At 67.3% G+C, this 22389-nt stretch carries 16 protein-coding genes; 5 read left to right on the forward strand and 11 right to left on the reverse strand.

Annotated features, from left to right (window positions below; all coding sequences use genetic code 11):
- Positions 1 to 179: 179 nt before the first annotated feature.
- From AB0368_RS33510 to AB0368_RS33535, 6 genes are all read right to left on the reverse strand, one after another.
- Positions 180 to 1334 carry a DUF2399 domain-containing protein gene (locus AB0368_RS33510; RefSeq protein ID WP_366158034.1) on the reverse strand — a complete coding sequence of 385 codons (1155 nt, stop codon included), beginning with the start codon at positions 1332 to 1334 and terminating at the stop codon, positions 180 to 182.
- Complete coding sequence (locus AB0368_RS33515; protein WP_366158035.1) at positions 1331 to 6556, reverse strand: SbcC/MukB-like Walker B domain-containing protein; 5226 nt, start codon at positions 6554 to 6556, stop codon at positions 1331 to 1333. Before AB0368_RS33515 ends, AB0368_RS33510 begins: the two co-directional genes overlap by 4 nt.
- Positions 6549 to 7856: a DUF2398 family protein gene (locus tag AB0368_RS33520; protein ID WP_366158036.1), complete on the reverse strand. Its 1308-nt coding sequence runs from the start codon at positions 7854 to 7856 to the stop codon at positions 6549 to 6551. The genes AB0368_RS33515 and AB0368_RS33520 overlap by 8 nt, the downstream gene beginning before the upstream one ends.
- Positions 7853 to 9331: a DUF2397 family protein gene (locus tag AB0368_RS33525; protein ID WP_366158037.1), complete on the reverse strand. Its 1479-nt coding sequence runs from the start codon at positions 9329 to 9331 to the stop codon at positions 7853 to 7855. The genes AB0368_RS33520 and AB0368_RS33525 overlap by 4 nt, the downstream gene beginning before the upstream one ends.
- Positions 9332 to 9652: 321 nt before the next feature.
- The gene (locus tag AB0368_RS33530) at positions 9653 to 13138 is read right to left on the reverse strand and encodes a DEAD/DEAH box helicase (RefSeq protein ID WP_366158038.1); all 3486 of its coding nucleotides are present in this window, start codon (positions 13136 to 13138) and stop codon (positions 9653 to 9655) included.
- Entirely contained in the window at positions 13123 to 13974 is an 852-nt protein-coding gene (locus AB0368_RS33535) for a hypothetical protein (RefSeq protein WP_366158039.1), read from the reverse strand. The genes AB0368_RS33530 and AB0368_RS33535 overlap by 16 nt, the downstream gene beginning before the upstream one ends.
- 262 nt (positions 13975 to 14236) lie before the next feature.
- On the opposite strand from AB0368_RS33535, the gene AB0368_RS33540 reads away from it, so the two are divergent.
- Both AB0368_RS33540 and AB0368_RS33545 read left to right on the forward strand, forming a co-directional pair.
- Positions 14237 to 14554, forward strand: a complete 318-nt coding sequence (locus tag AB0368_RS33540) for a hypothetical protein (RefSeq protein ID WP_366158040.1) — start codon at positions 14237 to 14239, stop codon at positions 14552 to 14554.
- Between the two features lie 90 nt (positions 14555 to 14644).
- On the forward strand, positions 14645 to 15088 hold the full coding sequence (locus AB0368_RS33545) for a type II toxin-antitoxin system prevent-host-death family antitoxin (RefSeq protein ID WP_366158041.1): 444 nt from the start codon (positions 14645 to 14647) through the stop codon (positions 15086 to 15088).
- Positions 15089 to 15199: 111 nt separating this feature from the next.
- On the opposite strand, the gene AB0368_RS33550 is transcribed toward AB0368_RS33545, so the two are convergent.
- From AB0368_RS33550 to AB0368_RS33560, 3 genes are all read right to left on the reverse strand, one after another.
- Positions 15200 to 15547: an Lsr2 family protein gene (locus tag AB0368_RS33550; protein ID WP_366158042.1), complete on the reverse strand. Its 348-nt coding sequence runs from the start codon at positions 15545 to 15547 to the stop codon at positions 15200 to 15202.
- Positions 15548 to 15742: 195 nt separating this feature from the next.
- Entirely contained in the window at positions 15743 to 16354 is a 612-nt protein-coding gene (locus tag AB0368_RS33555; protein ID WP_366158043.1) for a hypothetical protein, read from the reverse strand.
- 161 nt (positions 16355 to 16515) lie between these two features.
- On the reverse strand, positions 16516 to 17385 hold the full coding sequence (locus AB0368_RS33560) for a site-specific integrase (protein WP_366158044.1): 870 nt from the start codon (positions 17383 to 17385) through the stop codon (positions 16516 to 16518).
- Positions 17386 to 18239: 854 nt separating this feature from the next.
- On the opposite strand from AB0368_RS33560, the gene AB0368_RS33565 reads away from it, so the two are divergent.
- From AB0368_RS33565 to AB0368_RS33575, 3 genes are read left to right on the forward strand one after another with little or no spacing between them, the layout of a single operon-like run.
- Positions 18240 to 18704 carry an MFS transporter gene (locus AB0368_RS33565; RefSeq protein WP_366158045.1) on the forward strand — a complete coding sequence of 155 codons (465 nt, stop codon included), beginning with the start codon at positions 18240 to 18242 and terminating at the stop codon, positions 18702 to 18704.
- Between the two features lie 2 nt (positions 18705 to 18706).
- A complete protein-coding gene (locus tag AB0368_RS33570; RefSeq protein WP_366158046.1) occupies positions 18707 to 19048 on the forward strand; it encodes a hypothetical protein in 342 nt (113 codons plus the stop codon).
- 21 nt (positions 19049 to 19069) lie between these two features.
- Positions 19070 to 19357, forward strand: coding sequence for a hypothetical protein (locus tag AB0368_RS33575; RefSeq protein WP_366158047.1), 288 nt, complete (start codon positions 19070 to 19072; stop codon positions 19355 to 19357).
- A gap of 70 nt (positions 19358 to 19427) precedes the next feature.
- Here AB0368_RS33575 and AB0368_RS33580 read toward each other — a convergent pair whose 3' ends face one another.
- Entirely contained in the window at positions 19428 to 20789 is a 1362-nt protein-coding gene (locus AB0368_RS33580) for a hypothetical protein (protein ID WP_366158048.1), read from the reverse strand.
- Between the two features lie 290 nt (positions 20790 to 21079).
- Positions 21080 to 22288 carry a site-specific integrase gene (locus AB0368_RS33585; protein WP_366158049.1) on the reverse strand — a complete coding sequence of 403 codons (1209 nt, stop codon included), beginning with the start codon at positions 22286 to 22288 and terminating at the stop codon, positions 21080 to 21082.
- Positions 22289 to 22389 lie beyond the last annotated feature (101 nt).

Raw genomic sequence — 22389 nt, forward strand, 5'->3', positions numbered from 1 at the left:
GGCGCCGACCGGCCGCATAGTGACGCGGTATCGGCATGTATCGGCGCCGTCTGGATCGGCGCCTGCGAACCTCCAACTGCCGTCGGCCCCCTACTTCGAGCGTACGTAGCCGTTGAGACTCCTTGGTCTCCCCACTCGGCGACTGCTGCTACGCCGCGTCGTTGATTGGCCGCCGATGGTCAATGGCGAGTGGCGAGCGGGTCGGACGGATCAAGGCCGACCAGCATGGCGAGGTACTCATGATCCTCCTGGTAGAGCACGGCGTTCGAGACTGTGGCATCTGGTGGCAGCAGGTGTGAGGCGTCGACGATGTCGGCGCCGTAGCGGGTGCGGACGGCCTCTGCGATGACGAGGCCGGCCGGGTCATGGTCGCCGCTGTATCGGATATTCACGCCGCTGTGCGCCAGCATCTGCAGGAACTGGTGGTCGACGGCGGACAGGGAGCCTGAGGTGCAGGCTATGGGTCCGGGGTATCGGCGGATCAGCGCTTCCTCCACGACGGAGGGGTTCTCGACTACGAGCACGGGGCCGCTGTCGCAGAAGCGGGGCGGGAACATCGTCAGGTCGTAGAGGGTGAGGTGTACTGGGCGGGAGGTCGCGGTGGCGTGCTGGAGAGCCTGGTCGACGGGGCCGTCACCGGCAGCGTCGAGGTGGAGTGTGATCACGGTGGAGCTGATCCGGTCGGGATAGATCCCGCAGCGGGAGAGCAGGGCGACTCGTTCGTGTGGGCTCCTGGCTTTCACGGGTTCCTCGCCTTGAAGCTCGGCGGCTAGCATGACCAGTTTCGCCCCATGGCCGGGAGCGTTCAGGTCGAAGTAGTGCGGGTCGGCGGCGCAGTAGAACGACAGCCGAGGTAGGGGTATCGGGCGCTGCAGCGGGATCAGGTCGTGTGCTCGGGCGAGGGCGTCGATGAGGCGCTGCCGTTCTTCCTTGGCCGGTTCTGACAGCCCCCCTGCCCGTAGATGCTGGAGCAGCCGCGGCGTCTCGGGTAGCACGGTCTGGGCGTAGGTCCAGAAGTCGGACTTCATGGCGGCGAGCCGGCGCCGGGGCTGGGTGATGTCGGGCAGCCCGACGGTGTCGCGCAGGATCGTGGTGAGGTCCGCCGTCGGGCCTAGTGCGTGCAGCAGCCGTTCGACGGGAACCCGCGCCCAGCCGTCGCGGGCGATCAGGCGAGGAGCGCGGCTGTGGGCGAGCCACGCGTTGATGAGGGCGAGGCCGGCGGTGGTGAGGCGTACGCGAACGGTCTTGATGGCGGAGAGGTCACCGGTCTCGATGTACCTGTCTTTGATGGCTTGCCACAGCGGTATTACCTGGGGGTTGTGCAGGTCGCTCATGGACGGTCCGCGCCGTCTTTTGGTGCCGGCGCTGTCGGCGTGCTGATGCGGATGGCTTCGGGTAGGCCGTTGCCGTCCCAGATGTAGGGCACGCTGAACCTTGCCCCGGTCGGGCTTTTGATGATCTTGTGGATTGCCGTGGTCCGGACCTCGGGTACGAGGAGTTTGCTCATGCTGGGCAGGGTGGCGATGACGTCGAAGTCCCAGTCCCGCAACAGGTGCAGCAGGGTGCGCAGGTTGTTTTTGTCGAGCGCAGCGTCGAGTTCGTCGATGAAGGCCATGCGGGGGCCGGTGAAGCCAGGAGTCGAGTAGAAGGACCGAACGGCGGCCAGCAGCGGCAGCATGCTCGCGAGCCGTTTCTCGCCGGTCGACAGGGTGTCGAGGGGATTCTTCTTCCGGGTGATCTCCCTGAACACTTCCTCGGGGTGCGCCTCGTCGGAGAACTCTTTGTGAGTGACCTCGATTTTCCAGGTGAACCATTTGCGGTAGTCGAAAATACGGGCGATGCGCTCGGCTGTGGACTCGTCGCCGGATTCGTCACGCAGCCGCTTGGTGAAGAAGTCGTACATGTCGTCGTGGTTACCGTCGTCATTGGGTTTGCGGATGTGCCCCAGCGATTCCACGGCGTAGGTGTCGTCTTCCCGGGCGACCCAGTCCAGCCGGACGCCGACGCGTTCGACCCCGGTGCGCACGCCTTTGAGCGTTGTGGCGATGCCGTCGACGATGGTGTGGGCGAGTTGGATGCGGGTGTTGATCTGTCCGCGCAGCTGGACGAGCAAGGAGTCCTTGATTTCCTTGCGTAGCTGCTCGTCGTAGTCGTGTTGCAGCGACTGCAGACTGCGGCTGATGTCGGCGGCGGCCTGTTTGAGGGTTTTGGCCTGGCCCGTTTCGAGGGCCGTGGTGCTGTCGGCGAGCACGATACGACGCAGGCCGGCGGTGCCGATCTCCTGTTCGACGACGTGACGGCCCATCCGCAGGAACACACCGACTACCTGTTGTAGTTCGGTGCCGAGCCGAAGGCCTTCTCGGCGTAGCTGATCGCGTGCGGCGTCGGCGGGAACCCGCTGGGCCAGGCGGGTCGCTACCGCGCTCGCCTCTTCGTCGCCGTCGGGGCGCTCGTAGGTGTCACCGTTGGTGACATCGGCGATCAGGCCGTGGTCGAACAACTCGAGGAGCTGGCCGTCGGCCGTGCCCCGTTTTTCGCGCAGGTGTCCGAGGCTTTGCCGGGCCGTCTTCTCCCGCTCGTCCAACCGTGCCAGAACGTTGTCGGCGTCTCGGACGGTCGCGTCATGGAGCTTGCCGGTTGCGACTAAGGATTCCTGCTCACGCTGGTTCTCGTCATACTCATCCAACAGCTTTTGAAACGGCTGCTCGTACAGACGGCGTTCTTCGTCGAGTTCATGCTGCCGGCGCCCGGCGTGCTCGCTGGCCTGCAGCGCCTTGCTCGATGCCGTGGCCGCGAGCCTGCTCGCCTCGCTCGCCGTCGCGGCGGCTCCTTGGGCCGTCAACCTGTCGTAGATCAGCCGCTGGGTGCCGCCGACCCACGCGGTTACGGCCGTGCCCAAACGGCGAAGATCTCCTTGAAAGGCGTCGAGTGCGTCAGCTTCGACAGGCAGCCGCCGACCGTCCTGGGTGGTCGCCGCCGCGCGGCGACGCGCACGGGCTTGTTCAGCCTGCGATTGGCATCCCTGCCAGTCGGCGCGGCCGGCGGCCTCCGCGGCGGCGGCCCGTTCGGCGCGGTCCTCGATGCTCACAAGGCTGGTCAGCGCGTGGCGGAGCTCGTCGAAGGGCGCCAGCGCGGTGCGGCTTCGTTGTGCCTGCTCGTCGCGGCCGGTCGCGTCCTCGACGGCGAGCCGGGTCGTTTCGGCCGCCTGGTCGGCGGCTGCCTTCTCGCCTGCTCTGGTCGCCCGGCGCTCGCAGGAAGCAGCGAGGACCTGCGCCGCGGTGCGGCTGTTGTGAAGGTGGCGGATCAGGTCGGTGCACGCCGCCGTTGCTGCCTCGATGGCGGGTCTGTCAGCCGTAACCCGCGCGTGGCCGCAGGAGGTACTGGCTGTTTGCCAGGCGCCGTCGGCTTGCTCCGAGCTGGCCCGCGCGCGTTCCGCGGCGGTGCCGTGCGCGGTCTGGGCGCCGACGAGTGCAGTAGCGGTCTCCGCGAGGCGGGCGCGGGCGCGCATCAGCTCGTCGAACGACGGCAGCTGTGCCTCTTGGTCCAGCAGGGCGAGGCGGTCGTCGAGCTGTTTCACATGTTCGTGGGCTGCCTGCACGCGGGGCTCCAGGACAGCCCGCAGCTCTCGCAGCTGCTCCAGGTCGCGCCGCCGCCGGTCGGCGCGGGCCGCCGCGCCGATGAATTGCGGGCGCCATCCGGGCGGTGCCGCGGCGGTGAGCCACGGCGTGCGCAGCTGATCGCCGTCGAGGATCAGGCCGTTCCCGCCGCTGACGTCCAGCGCGATACCGCGCAGAATCCGGGTGATGTAGTCGTCGCTGATCGCGTCCGTGGGATGAGCGACGAGGACGTCGGCGAGGCTGGGGCCGTCCACGGCAGGGCCTGGGCGCAGCAGCGCGTCGCCACCGATCGCGGTGCTGTGCTCCGGGTCGACCCAGGCGTCCAGGATGCCCCCGACCAGCAGGGCGCCCTCGATTGCCGCCTGGCGTTGCTCGCCGATATCCGCCGCGAAGTCGACCAGATCCCACAGCGGCGCGCCCGTGCGCCCTGCGCGTTCAGGACGCCACGAGGGCGCGTCAGGTGCTTCCTCTTCGGTCTCGGCCTTGACGATACGGACGTCCAGCCTTCGCAGTTCGTCGCCGAGATCAGCGGCGTGTCGTCGCGCGCGGGCGGCGTCGTCGCGCAACGGCCGTTCGGCACGCTGCCGGGCGCCGGCCACGTGCAGCGGGAAAGGAGATAGGTCGCCCTCGCGGGCGACCGCAGCGTCGGGTATCTCGTGGGGCTGCAGCGACAGGACATGCAGCGACGACGTCCACTGCTGGACCCGGTCGACGAAGTCGTCTACGCAGGCGTCGCGGCGGTGCTGTTGCTGGTCGTGCTGATCGGTGGCTGTCTGGAGCTTGCCGGCGGCGTCTTCGGCAAGGGCTTTGTCGTGGTCGGCTTGGCCTTGCTGCCGCTGGGCGGTGGACACGTCGGTGGCGGCCTGCCGCAAAGCCGCCGTGCGCTCATCGGCTGCGGCGACGGCGGCATCACCATCGGCGACGCGGTCGAAGACCTCGTCGGCGGGATCGATGCTGGCGAGGTCGGCCGCCCACCGGGCTACCGGCTGCGGTGGCTCGGGCAGTTGCGCGAGGATGCCGGCGATCAAGGCCGCTATCCGGTGGGCACCCGTCGTCGCCTGCTGAGCGGCGATGTCAGCTTGATCGAGCAGCTGGGCGGTGTCGGCGGCGCGGTCGGCTGCCCGGTTGAACGCTGACGTCTTCTCCGGGAGGCCGATCGCCGCACGCGCGTTGTTCACGGCCTGATCGGCCCATCGGGTGATGGCGTCGGGGTCCAGCGGTACCGCTGCGAGAAGCTGCATCGGTACCGGGCCGAGAACGTCCGCGTGCTGGGCGTTAAAGGCTGCGAGCACCGTGCGGGCGGCCTCATCGTGTTCCGCGACGAGTCGCTGTGCCTCGGCAAGCTCGTCGGTGGCGGCGGTGAGCTCGCCGGCCGTGTCGGCGTGCCGCTGGGCGCTCTGCGCCTCGGTGCGCTCCAGGCTCTGCACCTCGGCATTGGCGGAACGGACCCGGTCGATGACCGATTGACGATGGTGAGCCCAGCTTGTTACGGCGTCGGCGGCCGTCGGGATGTCGTCGGAAGTCAGGTGCGTGGGTTGCACAAGGTCATCGGTGAGCGCGTTGCCGGCGGCCCCGATCGCCTCGCAGAACGGCTCGGCGGACAACTGCTCGGCGTGCTGGCGTACGACGGCGGTCAGCGCGGTCGCCTGACGCGCACTCACCTCGAACGTGGCACTGGTGCGATTCTGCCGGTCCAGGGCTTTGTCGGCCTCCTGCTGGCGTTCGGCCGCGGTGCCGGTGAGGTGTTTCGCCGTTTCGTGGGCTGCCTTGACGGCGTCGGCCAGGTCGGGAATGTTGCGGCCGCGGTGGCCCTCGGTCTTGCCTCGCAGCACGTCCGCGCTGATCTTCAGCTTCGTCAGGTCCTGTTCGGCCTTCTGGTACGCGGCGTGCGCGTCGGCGTGCCGGGTTTGCTGCTCGCCGATGTCGCGTCGCAGTTGATCCACAGACTTTTCGGCTCGGTGGACGTCGGCGAACGCGGCCAGCGCAGCATGCGCGGTGACAGCGGCAGCGCTGTCGGCGTAGCGGCCGTACGAGCCGGTGAGCCGTAGCAGCAGGTCGCGCTCGCGTTGGGCGGTGTTGACCTTGTCCTGCAAGTCGTCGAGCTGGCCGAGGTTCTTGGCGAGCAGTTCGGTGTACTGGGTGGGCAGTGCCGGCAACGCCGAGGTCAGGGTCTGCTGCATCTCGTCGGGGGTCATCCGGTCGTTGACCCGGACGCTGCGCAGCGCACGCAGGACGCTGGTCAGCGCCTCCATTTGGTCGCTGTCGACCTCCGGGAAAAGTTGAACACGGACGGCATCGGCGTAGGCGGCCTCTTCCTGGACGCTCAGGTGCCGGCCCGCCAGCCTCTGCAGTCGATCATGAGAGGTGAAGATCTGCCCCTCGGCGTAGGCGACCTGATCGGCCAGCGCGTCGATGTCGACCGGGTCGTCATCATGTTGAAGGTGCAGATCGGCGCCCACCCGGCCCGGCAGGATGAACCAGGCTTGCTCCATCGGGTTGGATTTGTCGCCTCGCCAGCGAATCCACAGGCCGAGCGTGAGCCACTGCGGCGCCCCCTGCTCGTCGCACCGGCCGAACTCCAGCCACCATGCCCCTGTCTTCTCCCGGCTGGGGGTGCGGTTGTGGTGTCGCTCGGCGAGGGTGCCGGCTCCGCGTTGCGACAGTGACAACGCACTCGGGCGCACGTTGCCGTCGAGCATGGTCGGGAACCACAGGCCACTGGTGAGCGATTTTCCTGAACCGTTGGGGCCGACCAGGGTGCTCCATCCATCGCGGAAGAGGAACTGCTCGTCGACCCAGGCCCAGGAGTTCACAACCCCGGCGCGTACCGGTTGCCAGCGGCCTTTCGCCGCGGGCAGGGCATCGACAACCAGGGCCGGAGGGGCCCCGAAGCTGTCGAACAAGGTGACGTTGGAGGCCGTGCGGGAAGAGTCAGTCACGGTTGCCGTCCTGCGAGAAGAGATCGTCGTCGGCGACCGGCTCGATCGGCCGATCAGAAGTGGTGACACAGATCCGCCAGTAGGCGTGGGCGCCGGTAGCGCTCCAGGTCTCCGGGGGACCGCTGTGTCGTCGGAGAACACCAGCGCTGGTCAGCGCGGTGAGGGCGTCGCGAGTCAGGGTGCGTACCGCGCCGCTGGTGCGATAGGACTTGGCCCAGTCAACGTTGCCGGTCAGAGCCTGCTCGATGACGGCCTGGCAACAATCTTGGGTGAGATCAGGGGGTGGATCGTCGCCGTCCAGCGAGCGCAGAAGCAGCAGCGCGGCCTGCCCGGGAATCGAGCGCGGTTGGGGGAAGTCGAGGTCGGTGCTGAGGTGATCGTGATCGCTGGTCAGCCAGATGTCGCGGCGAACGATGCAAGTCAGGCCGGTTTCGGTGGCGGTGTGCAGCGCGTGCCGGCGACCTCCCGGCGTGGCGAGGTAGCGGGCTTCCGTGCTTTCTCCGTCCAGGACAACGACGGCGTCGTCGAGCACCGCGCGCAGGGCTCGGTGACGCCGTTGCAAGTCGTGCTGGCTCTCCGAGGCGTGGCCGGGAAGATCCGCCTGGTCCTGACAGAGCCGGGCGACGTGGGTCTGCGGTGCGCCGATGTCGATCTGCATCTGCGAGATCGCCGTCACGGCGAGGAAGTCGTTGAGGCGCTCCGGATTGCAGGTGATGATCACATCGCCGCTTGCCTCGCCACCGCCGATCGCGAGCGGACGGTCGGTGCTGACGACATGCCAGTGCTGCAACATCATCAACGCTTCGACGAACGCCCGCCTGTGCTGATCCGCGCGGGCCCGGGATTCTCCGGCCTCGGTCACCACCTGGAACTGCGGCAGCACGTCGCGGGTGGACTCCTCGGCGCAGATCCGGATCACCTCCCGCTGCAGATCGCCGTAGGTGATCTCGGGTCGGCGCCACAGCTGTTCTGCGGCCAGGCACAGCAGTACCAGGACCAGCGGGGATGACGGACCGCCATTCGGCCCGGCGACCGGACACCGATCCGCGGGCGGCTGTTCACGGCGCTTGAACAGGCGCACGTAACGTCCATAGCCGGACGTCTTCACTCGCCAGCCGAGATTGCTTTGGAACCAGCCCCGTACCTTCTCCTCGCGGAGCCTGGCCAGGCGGTAGACGTCAGAGTCGGACTCCTCGGTGAGGAACGGCCGACGTAATAGGGCAGAGATGATCGGCGACAACTCGTTCGCCGGAGCCTGGTCGTCGTCGAAGTCCGCGAAGACGTCGTACAGGTCGCTCATCGCACGCCCACCGACAAGGGCTCAGCGGTGATGGCCGCGATCTCGATCCGCATGTCGGGAGCGGTCAAAGCCCCATCGCCTACCGCGATGCGGCATGTTTTACCGGGCTGGCCCACGGCGATGCGCAACCGGCACCGCAACGTCAATGCCTCGCCGTAGCCCAGCTCAGGATCGAAGCTGTCCATGGCCTCCTCCAGCAGCTCGACCAGAATCTCCAGATGCTCGGGATCGATCCCGGTGAAGAAATCGAGAGCCACGAAACCGGGAGTCACCAGGCCGGCAGACAGATCGGCCAGCCGTGTCATCTCGGCAATGGCCGCCTGCTCCTCGGCCTGGCGGGTCAGAGTCAGGTTCTCCATCTGCCGCGCGCCCGCGCGCGGCGACTTCGTGGCTGCCGGGCGCCGGCCGAGACTGACCGTCACGTCTGCCCCGGAAGCGTGCGCCGCCGGGACGGTCGGCAGGACGTCGTCCTCGTCGCCGACAGCGTGAGGATGCTGCGCGGCCCACAGGCCGGTCGCGGCGGCGAACACCGTGTAGGCGTCAGCACTGTCCCCCTGGGCATGGATCATGCACGCCAGCTGGCGAAAGTCCGCAGCAAGATCACTACTGCGGTTCGCCGCGTAGTAGCGGCGGGTGATCGCCGACAGCAACGCGTCGATGGCGTAGAAGGCCGACTCGATGATCTTGTCGATGTTGCCGCCTCGCACGAACCAGGCATCCAGGCTCTCCAAGTGCGTCACGGCATCGGCGACCCAGGCCGTCGTGTCTCCTACGACCGCGCCGGCGCCGGCCGAGGCCGCCTCGGCGATAACCGCATAGTCCTCGAGGCGGACATCGTCCAGGCTGCTCCGCAACGGTGCCAAAGCTGTCTGGGTATGCTGCACAAACTGCCGCAGGACGAGCATGATCCGCGTCCGGCTTTCACCGAACACCTCGTCGTCGGTGACGTCATGCTGATTGAGCATGCGCATCGCCTCGTAATAGTCGCCGGCCGCGTTAAGTAGCTGACCCACGTGAGAACGTACGGCCGTGATATCTGTTGCCAAGCGCATCGGATCGGTGTGCAGATGCAGAAGCAGCTGGCGCAATGTCTCCTGGATCGAATCGATCAGCCGAGGCGGCAGCGCGAGGACCCGGTCGAGGTCATTGATCGCGTCGCGGACAGACCGCACGATGATGCGGCCCTTCTTGCTCAGCGCCCACGCCTCCTGGCGGCGGTGACCGTCCCGTAGCTCCTCCCTCGCGGCCGTGGGGCTCAGAAACACCAGCACCAGCCGCATCTGAACGAGCTCATCAAGGCGCTCCCGAAGCAACTCTGCGGGCATCGGACCGCCGTACCCGTCGCGGCTCATCTGGGCCGTGATGTCCCTCATCGTCGACATCGCCGAGGTGCCGCTCAGCCGAAGAAGTGCGGACAGGACCGCCGCATAATCCTCGCGGGCATCACCCCGCGGCTCACCCACGAACCGCCACATGTCCGGCTCGATACTTCGCCACCAATCGGCCCTCATGACCCTCCCCGCGCATCGAAGAATTGGTTCGCGCAGGGATGCTGTCAGAGGGGTACGACAAAACAGCTACTAGTACACGCGTGCCATTTCTGGGGGCCGCATCTTATTGATCTTTACTGATGCTGCTCAGTCTCTTGATCGCAAGGAAGCGGGTGGCGCTCGGATGTCCCGGTTGATTTGCGCCATCTCCGCTTTCACTCATATGGGTGAACCGATTCACTGGCAAAAAGATCGGAAACCGGCATCGCCGACATCACCGAGAAACGGGTTGCGGCTGTTGGGGTGCTACTCGGCCGCGTCAAGCGGCAGTGTGATCCGCAGAGTGGTGTCGGAGAGTTCGGCATCGAAGGCCAATCCGGTGTCGAGGATCGCCTGGATGTCCGTGTGGTCGGCGGCAGATACATACGCGAGAGCCTGGAGACCGGACCAGACCGCAAGGCGGGCCGGCTCGGGGTCGTCCTCGACCGGCCGGACCGAGAGGTCCTGGTGCTGGTTGGGATCTTGGACGTCGAGTACGTCGAGGGTGACCGAGCCGGTTTCCAGGAGAGCTTTGAGTAGGCTGCGGCTGCGCAGTCGGGTGTAGTCGAGCAGGTCGAGAACCTCGGATGCGGAGGCGTCGTAGCGGTCACGCCATTCGGTGATGCCCATCCCCGCCAGCCACGCGCGAAGGTCGTCGTGGGTCGCTGGGAGATCGCGTGGCCGGTCCGCCGAGATTGCGTGGGCCAGCCGACGTGACCTGATTCCCGAGGTCATCAGCCGCAGCGCGTGCGGGGAGTCGACGCCGTACCGGATGTATCCGGCGAGTTCGGGGCACAGCCGCGCCTCGGTATCCGCGTCCAGCAGGTGCGTGTTGACAATGTCGACCACGGCGCCGACCGTCCAGGCGAGGAAGTGCTCGAAATGCTCGGAGGCGGCCCCGACCATCTGTTCGATGCGGTATGCAGGATTCGTGACCTGGGCGAGGTGCGTGTTGGCGAGTTCGGGCAGCGTCTGACCGGCGACCCAGTCGGCAAGCAGATCGACCGGGGGTACCGCTATGTCGGCCCCGCGCTCGCTGCCCTTGAACTGCCAGGCGGGCGCCTCGGCGAGGTCGAGCAGCTCGGTGAATAAGGTGGGCAGCTGGCGGATGGTCGAGGCCGGGGTAAGCAGGTCCGGCAGGGTGCCGTTGGCCTCGCCACGCTGGATCGCGGCGGCGATTCTGGTGGCCAGGATGTCGATCGTGCGCGCGGATCCGATCGAGGTCCCGGTTCGCGCCCACCGGCGCCGGCTTTGCGGCTCGCTGGCCAGGTAGCGTCGTCGGGTGGTGTCGGCGATCTGGGCGCACGCCCGTCGGGCCTCGGGGGATTGCCTCGCGGCGAGGGTCGCGTCGACGATGCCGGCGAGGTCGACGTCGGCAGGATCGATCCCGCGGCCCTCCTCGATGGACAGGACGAGCCAGACGAAACTGATGAAGTCACCAGCCTGGTCGAACGTGGTGAAGATGGCATCCTCGTTGGCGCGAAGCTCGCCCTCCAGGCTCGCGAACGCGTCCAGCGCCTCATCGGTGATCAGCGACGACGTGACGGCCAGCGACTCGGCACTCGGGCTGAGGTCGCGGAAGTCCTGCTCGGTCGGCCCGGCGGCGCGGACCAGGACAATCCACCCCTCGGTTTCCTTACCCGCTCGGCCCGCCCGTCCCATCGCGTTGACCAGGCGCGCACCGCTCAGCCGGCTCTGCTCGGACTGGCCCTGAAACGGTTGGTCGTAGATGACCACGGTCCGCACGGGCAGATTCACCCCGTCGGTCAACGTGGAGGTGCACGTCAGGTAGGGCAGCATGTCGTCGCGGACCGCGCCTTCGAGCGCCTCCAGCACCTCGACGGGAAGACCGGCGTGATGGAAACCAACGCCCCGCTTAAGGACGTCGACCAGCGGATGGTCGTCGCCAAGTTGCTGACGCACGAAGTCCACCAGTGCGGCCAGGCCGGGTTGTTCTTCGCAGAATTCGGCGATGCCGCCGGCGAGTTGCTGGGCCTGCTTGCGGGTCGTTGCGACCACCAGCACCGATCCGGCATGACCGAGCAAGGTGATCGTCTCGCTGGCGATCAGGTACTTCTTGGTGGTCCGGCCGTTGTCGATGATCTTCTCGCGGGAGAGGGGTTCCTCCGACTTCTGGACGAGGACCCATTCGACGTCGGGTGTGACGGTCAGTCCGGCGGTGCGGTTCTCGGCCAGCCTGAGCCGGATGTAGCCGGTCAGTGGGGTGGTATGCCGAAACCGCCACTTGCGGCCCGCCCCTGCTTCGACGCGGGAGTCATTCCAGTTGGCCGCGGTGGTGAACGCCGCGTGCAGCCGGCGCGGTCCGCGCCACTGGGACTCGAAGCGCAGGCAACCTCCGCCCGGGTCAAGCCACTGGGCGATCTCGGCTGCGTTCCCCATCGCCGCCGAGATCAGGACGATCTTGTGGTCGGTTTCCTCCGTGAGGTAGTCCAGCAGGGCGATCACCGCTTCGAGCGTGAAGCCCCGGCCGGTCTCCTTGAGCAGTTGCGCCTCGTCGAAGATGAACAACCCGAACCGGTCCAGGACGGCCGCGGCGTCGTGACGCAGCAGGTGCGCGAGGCGTTCCGGCGTCATGACCTCCACGTCGGCCGGCTCCTCGTCCTGGACGGCGTCGAACAAACCCCACAGACTCGAGAAGTCGGCCTGCTCCGCGCCGGTCTCCTTCTGAAGCACTCGCACCCGGCTGGACATGGCCCGCCGTACCTCGCGGCCGAGGCTGCGGGTCGGCACGACGTAGCAGACGCTTCGATCGGTCCGGTCGATGTGCTCGACCGACAGCAGCTGCCCGACCAAGGTCTTCCCACCGCTGGTGGGCACGGCCAGAACCATCCGGCGTACGTCCGGATCGAACGGCGACCTCGCCTCAGTCAGCAGCGCACGTTGCGGCTCCCACAGCGTCATCACCGGCGGACTGCCCATCGTGAACGACTGCCTGACCAGCGCCGACACGTCCGGCGGAAGAACGTCGGGGTTCCACAGTGAACCGGCTTGCGCCTCGCCGGAGAGCCCCAGCAGGTGGTTCGCTACCCACCGCGAGTGCAGGTCTTCGGGCCCGGCCTCGCCGACCGCGGCCATCCGCAGCCGGCCTACGCCGGTCTCTAGCCGATCGGACCGACCGGTGGCGAGGTACATGAGCAGGTCCTCGGCGCCGAGCACCACCATCTGGCTAGGCCCGAGGGCAGTGGTCGTCAGATCATCGGTGCCGGCGTCGCGCGCGAGCGTGTTGAGCTGACGGCGCCAGACGCCGAACCAGCGGAACAAGGTCCTGGTCTCGAAGCCGAGAAACGCCAGACCTGCCTCAAGGGACAAGGTCGCGAGGTGGTCGGTGACTGGGCCAGTGACGTCGATGTCGTCCCGGAGCCGGTTCATGATGGCGGTGGCGTTCGGATCTCGGCCGCCGCGCCGGTACCCAATGGCGGCCGCGAACCCGAACGAAAGCCGCTCGGCACGGCCCCAGCCGTCCTGATTCAGTGCGAGGTCAAAGATGTGGGCGCTGACCAGGAACGCTTGCCGCTGCCGTGGGAGGCTGTACCGCTGCCGGGCTTCATGAATCGACGCGACGGCGTGCAAGTACCACGCGGAGTCGAGCAGTTCCTGGGCGATCTGGGGGTCGCGAAGGAACAGGCGAACTTCGACATCGGCAATGAGTTGTTGAAGCTCCTCAGCGCTTGGCAGGTGGGTCCTTCCCGCCAACGCGTCGCGCAATAGCGCCAGGTCTAGAGACCGCTCCACACGATCTCCTTCACGCGTTCGGCGAATCCCGCGAAATCAGGGATCGCGACGACCAGACACTCGGTCTGCCCCGCGGCTTTGAACTCCGGGAACGCGGTCCGGATCGACCCGAACGCCCGCGGCGGCTTCGGCTCGTGCTCCACCGACGTACCGACCGAAACCCCCACTCCTGCGCGTTCGCTGCGGTCGAACCACAGCTCGACCATGCTTGCGTACAGATCTGCGATCTCCCCGGTGGCCTCCAGCGTCTCGGGGCCGACGATTTTCGCAAGGTACTCCGAGCCCCGGTCGCTGAGCTGCTTGCTGGCCCGGTTGATCGTTGCAGAGACCTGTTTCTGCGCTTCGTGCTTCTTGATCTCCCACAGGCGAAACACCAGGACGCCGTCCGGGTTCTTGTAGATGATCAGACCGTCTCCGCCTGGTTCGAGGGGATCAACCTTGACCGGGTGGGCCTTGACGAGCTGCCGTCCGTCGCGGCAGGTGGACCGCTCCCGCATGACGCGGCTCCACAGCAACTCCGCGATGTGTCCCTGTACGTGATCGACATCGGCCGGGTCGGCCGGTGTACCGAACGCGATCCCGACGAAAGTCGCCACGATCTGCTGCCGGTTCCCGGCGTGTGGTGCCCCGCCGTCACGGCGGTCGCGCCACCACTGGAGCACGGGTGCGGTACCGCACGCGGTGGCGACCGCGTCATCAGCGAGTAGGCGTGCTGCAGCCTCGCGAGCCGCGCCCGTGAGTGCTTTGCCGCCGATCATGTACTCCACCAAGGAGCCGGGTGGACCCTCGACCAGCCCGAGCATGGGCGTCAGAGCAGCAGGAATCGTCACGGTCACCTGCAGCCGAACTCCATGCTGAACATCACACGACCATTATCGGCCATCGGGGCAACGTCCTCATCGGGTCCGGCCGCTCAGCTCCAGCTCACCCGGCCGCCCCAGAGCAGCGATCCACGCCCCGACCCCGACGAGTTCGACGCCGCCTACACGCGCTCGCAGCCTAACTGAACCGCCACCGACCTCGTGAACTGCCACCGTCGACTCGCCCTGCAAACCCTGGTAATGAACCCCAGAACCTGGCACGACATCCTCAGCCGCCGTGGAGCACCTCACCTGCTCACCGAGCCCGAAGACCTTCGACGCCAGTTCGGGTCCACCCTTCGTCTCGGCTGGCGTGACCCAGCGGAGCATCTTTGCCCGCGACCACTTCAAGACCAGCAGCCTTGCGAGGCCCGGCGAGCATGGTCAACCCGCCTCGCGCTACGCCTGGACGACGATGAATGCCGGGCAGCCTAAACCCTTCCTGTTCAATTCAACAGCAATATCGATTCGTTCGCCGATCACCTTGCCTCTACGATCGACGCCGAGTAGGCAGCCGCCGATTACCAACCATGGCCACGGTGAAAACCACCGCTAGGCAGGTGCCAACTATGGCTACGAGTCGAGCCGAGTTTGTAGCGCCCGATGATCGACCGAACATGTCATAGCCTCCCGTCACTATGAAGCTATGGCCGAACCCGCCGTACCGCTGCCGCACCGTCGTCGTATCGAACTGGCACTGATCGAGGCGCGAAATCGGTTCACCCAGCTCGTACGCTTAGCTTCCCTCGCAGGCCAAGTCACGGTGATCACCGAGCAAGGGCGGCCGGTCGCCGCGATCGTCCCGGCAGATGCGGCGCTCAGCGCCGAGCCGCTCACGGCGCCAAGGGCCCACACGGAGCATGCCGCGGCCGGCTGGATGCGACGTATCGAACAGGTTCGAGAGGCGGTACGCCGGCAACATTCGCAGCAGATCATCGAACTGGAACACGCGCTGACCGACGTCTGGGCAGTCCTCGACCGTGTCGCACCCCGCGGATCAGACCGTGCAGCTGATGAGCTGCGCGTCGCCCAACGCGACGTGCTGGCGAAGCCGCCACCGACCACCGGGTCTCCGGCGCGGCCGAGCTAAGGCCCACGGTATCGACTACGCTCGTTGAGACGCCGTTGCGAGTTCTTCCCCCGTGGAATTCGCAACGGCGTCTCGTTCACCCAGCACCGGACGGGCCGTCCTGCTGAAGGCTCAGCGAGTTGCGTGAAACGCCTCGACCACTCCACCCGGGATCCGGCCCCGGTCGGAGACCTCGTATCCGTTCTTCTTCGCCCACTCCCGGATCGCCTGGTTCTGGTCACGGCCGGCCCGGCTGGGCTGGGCTGCGGCGCTACGGGACGTGATACGGCCAGTTCCCGTTCCCCGGCGGACCCGGACAGCTTTCTCGAGGTAGGGGTCGAGATCCTTCCGGAGCTTGCCGGCGTTCTTCTCCGACAGGTCGATGGTGTAGTTCACCCCGTCCAGCCCGAACTCCACGGTGCGATCGGCGTCGCTGCCGTCGAGATCGTCCGTCAAGCGGGTAATGACTTGCTTCGCCATGAATTCAACACTCCTGTTTTCACGACCTGTTCGGTCGTTGCCGTATCAGCTTTCACCATAGTCGTAACGTGCGGACATTCAGCGGACCGCTACAGGCGCTGACCAGGTATCGAGTGCCGAACGCAGTCGGATGGCGAGGCGAAAGCCGTCGCTGCTCAGACTGCTGTAACCGCGGCAGACACTGCAGAATGCGGGCTACTGCAGAACACCCGCGGCCGGGGGCCGCACAGGCTGCTCTTTCCGCTGACGGCGCTGTTGAGCCACCGAGATTAGCGCAGAGGCGAGACCGCTTGCCGCCACGGTCGTCGGCGCACCAGGGCCGTAGATGCTGACGACGCCGCACCGGCGGCAGTACCACGACCGCCGCCAAAGCCCGACCGCCTCGTCGACCAGCGGACCCATCACCCGGAGGCGGCGCTGCCATGCTCGCAGCACCCAACCACTGCCAGCCGCCACGGCGAGAAAGAACATCAGCCCGAACCACGCCGTACCGTCAGCCGGATCCGACACCGCCAGCAGTAGATTCCACATCGCCAGCAGGGCAGACCCGCCGAAGACGATGGCCGGCCCGGTGGCGGCACGTGGTCGCCTCGGCGCGGCCAATGCACGAGCCAACGCGCTGACCTGAGACACCCGACCGGTGACAGGAACGTCGTAGCCGAACCGGCCGGTCACGCTGCCATGCACCACTCCAGTGGAGTGACCGGCGCGTACCGCAGCCGGCACGCTCACCACCTGATCGAGGCGACGGCACCGCAAGCACACCGCGTCGTGTGCTCGCTGCCGCGGGAGCTGCTTATCGCTCATGCCACACCTCCATTATGGAACCAAAATTCGTTCGGACAGGCGCAATACCGACGAAGTGTCGAGCGAGCTGCGCGCAAGCCGGGCCCTGGAGGATCGCTGACCTTGACCGACTCACGCGCAGCACCAGGAGCCTCGACAACTCCCTCGGAGGAGGGGCTACGTTAAGCAGCCTCGCCCATCCCTTCGATGAAGGGTGAGATTTTGCCCTTCGACTTCTTCGCCGCCTTCTTGCGGTCCTTCTTGGCGCTCTGCATGTCCGTGACGGTCCCGTCGGTGAGCCGCTCGTCGAGCGCCTTCAGGCGGGCCTTGTCGCCGCGCGTCAGCCGGTGACCGTAGACATCAAACGTCGTCTTGATCGAGGCGTGCCCGATGTGGTGCTGAATGACGAAGAAATCCCACCCGGCGTCAATGAGGTACGCCACGTGCGAATGACGCAGGTCATGGAAACGGGGCCGCTGATGCAGCCGTGTCGTGCATTCGCACGACGACACCGCCAAGTCGCTGACTCGCCGCACCCTCTTGCCATTACCGACCTTCGCCGGGGTCGGCGGATGAGCGGCGCACCGCTGAGCCGCCGCAACCGCCTTATCCCAGTACCTCGACCGGAAATTGTTCGCGTCCCACGGCTTACCCCCGGGAGCAGTGAAAACCAGATCACCGCGGCGCTTGCCCTTGATCCGTTCGGCCAGCAACGCGGCAACCGTCTTCGGCAGCAAGATGGACCGCCTCGACCGTTCCGACTTCGGCTCAGCGAACGTGCCACCACGGCGCAGCGTCTGCTCGACGTAAAGCACCGGCCGCTCGCCGCGCAGTTCCACAGATCCCACCCGCAAACCGAAGATCTCGCCCATCCGCATTCCCGTCCCCAACGCCACCCGTACAAGATCACGGATCGCCTCCGGGCACGCAGCGACAAGCAGACGCGCCTCCTCGGTCGACAGAAAGCACGCGTTGTACTTGTAGACCTTCGGCAGCCCGTTGCTCCGATGCCCCGGCTGGCGGTCGAGCGGGTTGTCAGGTCGGAACCGCATCCCGCATCCCGCATGACCATGCTCAGCACTGCCCAGTGCTTCTGCACGCCGGCGGGCATCAGATCTGCCGACAGGTTCACCTTCCACGGATCGATGTCCTCGTCCCGGCTGATCTCGTCCACCCGCAGATCGCCCAGGACGGGCACTACGCGCCCCCGCAACATGCGGGCGTACTCCTTATGGGTGCTTTCCGCAACGTCGACCTTCAGCGTCAGCCACTCATCCACCCAGGCGGCCAGCGTCGGGCTGCGCTCCACCTCCTCTCTCTGCTCGTCGTCCGGCTCGTCGTCGACCTTGTCGATGCCTAGGAGCGCGGCGTACACGTCTGTGTCGCTGATCTTGTGATGACGCGCCTCGGCGAGATCCTTGGCCGCCTGCGCCAGCTTCTCGGTGGCGAACGTGCACGTCTGCCAGTCGCCCTTGCGACCCGAACGCCACCGAACCTCGTAAGACCGCCCGCGCGGTTTCATAGATGCCATGCCCAGGAAAGTAGGCCGAACAGGTGTACGCATGCGAACACCAACGGGGCATGTCGGTCCCTACCGAGCGTAAGAACCAGCACCGTGAAAACCTTCTGACCAGGCGTTACTTGCAAACGTGCAGGTCACAGGGTGTATAAGTTCGAACTGGCAGTGTGTGGGGGGTCAGGGGAGGGGTAAAGCGCCTCGCTCGGGCGCTGAACCTGCCGAGCGTGAACCCACGTATATTCGATGAACTCAATGTCGCTTCGGATTGCCGGTGCGTCTCCATTGTCAAGTCTGTTCCCTTGGATTCCAAACACTTGATCGAACCGCTTCAGCCCAGGTTCCTAGGACGCCTGGAGGCTGTGACCCTCGCCCGAGCCGGCCTCGTTCGTGTTGATCTTCGTGTCGGCCGTCACCCCGATCCCGCTCTACAACCTTTACCGGCAGCAGGACGGGCTGACCACCGCGGATCTGTTCGTCGCCACCGCGGTCTACCTCGCCACCGCGGCCGTCTCGTTGCTGGTGTTCAGCCGCCTGTCGGACCACCTCGGGCGGCTGGTCGGCATCGGCGCCCTGGCCAGCTCGGCGCTCGGACTGATCGTGCTGCTCGGCGTCGACGGTCTTGCGCCGCTCGCCACCGGCCGGGCCCTGCAGGGCTTGGCCACTGGCCTGGCCTCCAGTGCGTTGGGTGCGTTCGTCGTCGACTCCGCGCCGGAACGTCCCAGGTGGTTGCCCGCGGCGGTGGCCAGCGCCGCCCCGATGCTCGGCACCCCAGTGGGCGCGGTGCTGTCCGGCGCCCGGGTCGACCACGCCCCCGCACCGCGCCACGTGCCCTCACCTTGGTCCTCGGGCTAATCGTGATCGCCATCGTCCCGATCGCGCTGAGCCGGGAAACCGTCACCCGGACGACGGTGCGGCGGGCCGCCGCCTCATTGCGTCCCCAGGTGCATGTGTCGGCCGGGGCGGGGCGTGCCTTGCTGGCGATGGCCGGGCTGATCCTGGCCACCAGGTCGATGGGCCGCTTCTACCAGGCGTTCGATCCCTCGATCGCCCTGCAGCAGCTTGGCTCGCACGCCTCGCTGACCGCCGGAGCGGCCTTCGGGTCATTCAAGGTGCTCGCCCTGATCGGCGGCCCACTGACCGCCCGGCTGCGCCCGGACCGCGCGTTGCGGCTCGGCGCGATCGCGTACGCGGTCTGAGTGGCCGGGATCCTGGCTGCCTTGAGCGCCGCGGCGATCGCGCCGTTCCTGGCCGTGAGCATGCTCGCGGGCGCCACCCAAGGCGGCGCCCGGACCGGCGGCATGCGCACCCTGCTCGCCAGGACCGGCCCGGCCGACCGCGCCGGCCTGCTGTCGACGGTGTTCCTGTTCTACAGCAGCGCCGCGATCCTGAGCCTGGTTGCTGGGCGGTTGACCACCACGTTCAGCCTGATGAAGATCGCCCGTCGGCTACGGCGTCTGGTCCTCATCGGCGTCGCCCGGGTCCTCGTGATCGCCCGGCCTGCGTAACCTCGGCCAGGCGCCCTACCACCCCAGCAATAGACCCCCGGCGCCCCCTTGTCTGGGCGCACGTGAAGCCTCACTGCAGAATTTTGCTCAGCTGCCGCTTCAGGTACGCGGACTTGCGGTGCTCGGCGATCTGGTCGAATACAGCTTCGGGCGCCTGCGCCATCCGCAACAGCCGCAGCACGTACAGCCAGTAAGCCGACTCGGACAGGAAATACTGCTCCGACAGTTCGTCGTTGAGGCGGATGCCCTTGTGGTGGGCCATGTCGTTGCGGTCCTTGGTCAGCTTTGCCGCCCACCTGTCGTGGCGACCGCCGAGCAGTGCGGCCATCGTGGCGCCCGCCTCCCGGGCAGAACGCAGGATCCGCTCCCGGAATGTGGTGCCCCGCCCATGCTCGAGGGTGTCCATGCCCTCGACCGGCGCGAGCCGATCCAGATAGTGATCATGCAGCGGCCCTCGGTTGGCGCGGCGGGTCGACATGACCCGTCCGAGCGTGGACCGGTGCCGCCGCACGGTGTTCAGCCAGCGGGCGACGCCGTCGAGACCGCCCAGCTGCTCCAAGGTGAAATACAAATCGCCCACACCCAGCGGCCGCTCCTGCGGCGCCGAGGTAACCGTCCACCGGGCGAACAGCTCGATCGGAAGCGGATACCGGCTCTCGGCGACCGCCTCGGGGATGCCCGGGACAGCTGGCGCGGCCCGCGACACGTCGGGGTGGCGCAGCGACAAACTGTCGAACGCGGCCGGACGGCCCGTGGCGATGCTGATCAAGTCCTGGATGTCGGACGCGATGGCGATCAGTTCCCGCACGGGGACCGGGTCGGGGCAGGTCACGGCGATCGCAAAGGACTCCGGGATGTGCACCCCCTCGTCCGTGTACCGCGGCGTGCCGAGGTGGTGGCGCAGCTCGACCGTGGCCCCGCTGTCCAGCGCCGCCGACTGCACCGGCAGCGGGGCGCCTTGCAGGCTCAGCGCCCGGCTCTCGGGGTTGATCGAGCCGGTGATCGCGCTGTGCGCCACCCAGGTGTTCAGCCCGGCGGGCTGCAGGATGACGGTGGTTGCCGTCGCCGGCTCGTCGGCGAGGAAGTGGGTGCCCTGGTAGACGTAGCGCACGTGGACCCGCTGCCGGAAGCTCGCACCGAGCATCGGACCGCGGACGCTGAGCTGCACGCCGTCGTCCAGGGTGAAGAGCTGGCCCTCGGCGTCGCCCAGGATGCGCGCGTACGTCCCGGCGGCCTCGAGGTCGTCCTCGCCGATCGCGGCCGAGGACCCGTTCTCGTCGTGGACCCATTGCACGACGTCGGTGACCTCACGCAGCGCCCCGATCAGCGTGAGGTGGGCGCCGTGCACGGGGTCCACGACCAATCGGCCCGGCAGCCGCACGTGCGCCCGCTCCGGCAGCCACCAATGCCCCCAGACCTCGAAACTTGCCACTTCGTTGCCTCCCCAAGACCTCGGCCGTAACTGGGCCGAGGAACAGGTCAACGAGCGGCAGCGGAAGTGGTGACGGCCAGGCTGCCGAATTCTTGTCCGCGGCAGCGTCCCTCTGGAAACAGGGTCTGACACCGGTTGCCGAGGCAGTTCCGCGGCTCCCCGAGGTGCGGACCGATAGCTTCGGATGCTCGCTGGCGGAGGTCCCCAAGTCCGTCGGGCCGGCCCGTGACGCTGACGGCCCGGTCCGCCGAGACGTGATCATCTGCCCTTCGTGGCGCCGTCGCCGGGCGTCAAAGCTCAGCAAAGGCGTCACGAAGGCGCCGGTCCAGCCCGGCCAGGCGATCGTGGTCACCGTCGGCGAGCAGATGCCCGTAGGTGTCCAATGTCGTGCGGATCGAGGCATGGCCCAGCCGTAGCTGAATCGCGTACAAATCCCAGCCCGCGGCGATCAGCTCTGCCACGTGCGAGTGCCGCAAGTCCTGGAAACGGGGCCGCCCATGCAGCCGAGCCCAACCTCGCGCAGCCGCCGACCCCACCCATCCTGGCCCGGATGCGGCAGACGGATCCGCCAGGCACTGCTGGGCCGCGATAACGGCCGGCCGCCAGTACCTCTGCCGCAAGTTATTCACCTCCCACGGTCCTCCGCCCGGCGCGGTGAACACCAGCCCGCCAGACGCCCTGCCGCCGATCCGCGCCGCCACTACCTCGGCTGTGGAGGCTGCCAGCGTGATGGTGCGCTGCGACCGGGCAGTCTTCGGGCCCCCGAAGTCGCCGCCACGCCGCAAGACCTGCTCAACACGCACGAGCGGCTGCGCCGCATCGAACCGCACATCAACCACACGCAAGCCGAGGAGCTCACCGAGCCGCATCCCGGTGCCCAGCGCCACCATCACCAAGTCACGCAGCGGCTCACCACAGCAGGCGACCAAAGCCCGGGCCTGATCACCGGTGAGCAGACAAACCCGACTCGGACCCGGGCGCGGCAGACCATTGCCGCGATGTCCGTACGGGCGCCGCAGCGGGTTGTCCGGCCGCCACTGCGGTACCGCATCACGCATGACCTCGCTGAGCACCGCCCAGTGCTTACGCACCCCGGCTGGCATCAAGTCCTTAGCGAGGGCCGCCTTCCACGGGTCCAGATGCTCATGGCGCGAGACGTCCCCAATACGAAGATCACCCAGGTCCCGGACTACGCGGTGATGCAACAACCGTGCGTACTCGGCATGGGTGGTGGGGGAGACGTCGATCTTCACCGTCAGCCACCGCTTGATCCAGTCACGCAACAACGGCGTCTGCGGTCGGCGCGGCGCCTTCGGCGATCCAGGGTCGATCGCCGCATACACCGCTGCGCTGGCGACCTGGTGAGCCTGCGCCTCGATGTACTTCTTCGCCGCGAGCGCCTTCGCCGGCGTCGGACCACGGAACGTGCAGCACTGCAGCCGGCCCGCGTAGCGCCACCGCAGGCAGAACGAAGCGTTTCTTCTCTTCATGGAAGCCATCGCCCGAGCCTTGCTCGCCCGCCGCGTCCACCGTGTACCCCGGCCGAGGCATGTCGATCATCCTGACGAACCGGCCCGCAAGGGCAGCACGGGGCGCTGGT

It is taken from the genome of Actinoplanes sp. NPDC051475, from assembly GCF_040689425.1.
Taxonomy (GTDB): domain Bacteria; phylum Actinomycetota; class Actinomycetes; order Mycobacteriales; family Micromonosporaceae; genus Actinoplanes.

What these genes read in the sequence shown, in the direction of transcription:
- AB0368_RS33510 (WP_366158034.1), bottom strand. Translation starts at nt 1,334, where the DNA reads ATGAGCGACCTGCACAACCCCCAGGTAATACCGCTGTGGCAAGCCATC.
- AB0368_RS33520 (WP_366158036.1), bottom strand. Translation starts at nt 7,856, where the DNA reads ATGAGCGACCTGTACGACGTCTTCGCGGACTTCGACGACGACCAGGCT.
- AB0368_RS33525 (WP_366158037.1), bottom strand. Translation starts at nt 9,331, where the DNA reads ATGTGGCGGTTCGTGGGTGAGCCGCGGGGTGATGCCCGCGAGGATTAT.
- AB0368_RS33545 (WP_366158041.1), top strand. Translation starts at nt 14,645, where the DNA reads ATGGCCGAACCCGCCGTACCGCTGCCGCACCGTCGTCGTATCGAACTG.
- AB0368_RS33550 (WP_366158042.1), bottom strand. Translation starts at nt 15,547, where the DNA reads ATGGCGAAGCAAGTCATTACCCGCTTGACGGACGATCTCGACGGCAGC.
- AB0368_RS33555 (WP_366158043.1), bottom strand. Translation starts at nt 16,354, where the DNA reads ATGAGCGATAAGCAGCTCCCGCGGCAGCGAGCACACGACGCGGTGTGC.
- AB0368_RS33560 (WP_366158044.1), bottom strand. Translation starts at nt 17,385, where the DNA reads ATGCGGTTCCGACCTGACAACCCGCTCGACCGCCAGCCGGGGCATCGG.
- AB0368_RS33585 (WP_366158049.1), bottom strand. Translation starts at nt 22,288, where the DNA reads ATGGCTTCCATGAAGAGAAGAAACGCTTCGTTCTGCCTGCGGTGGCGC.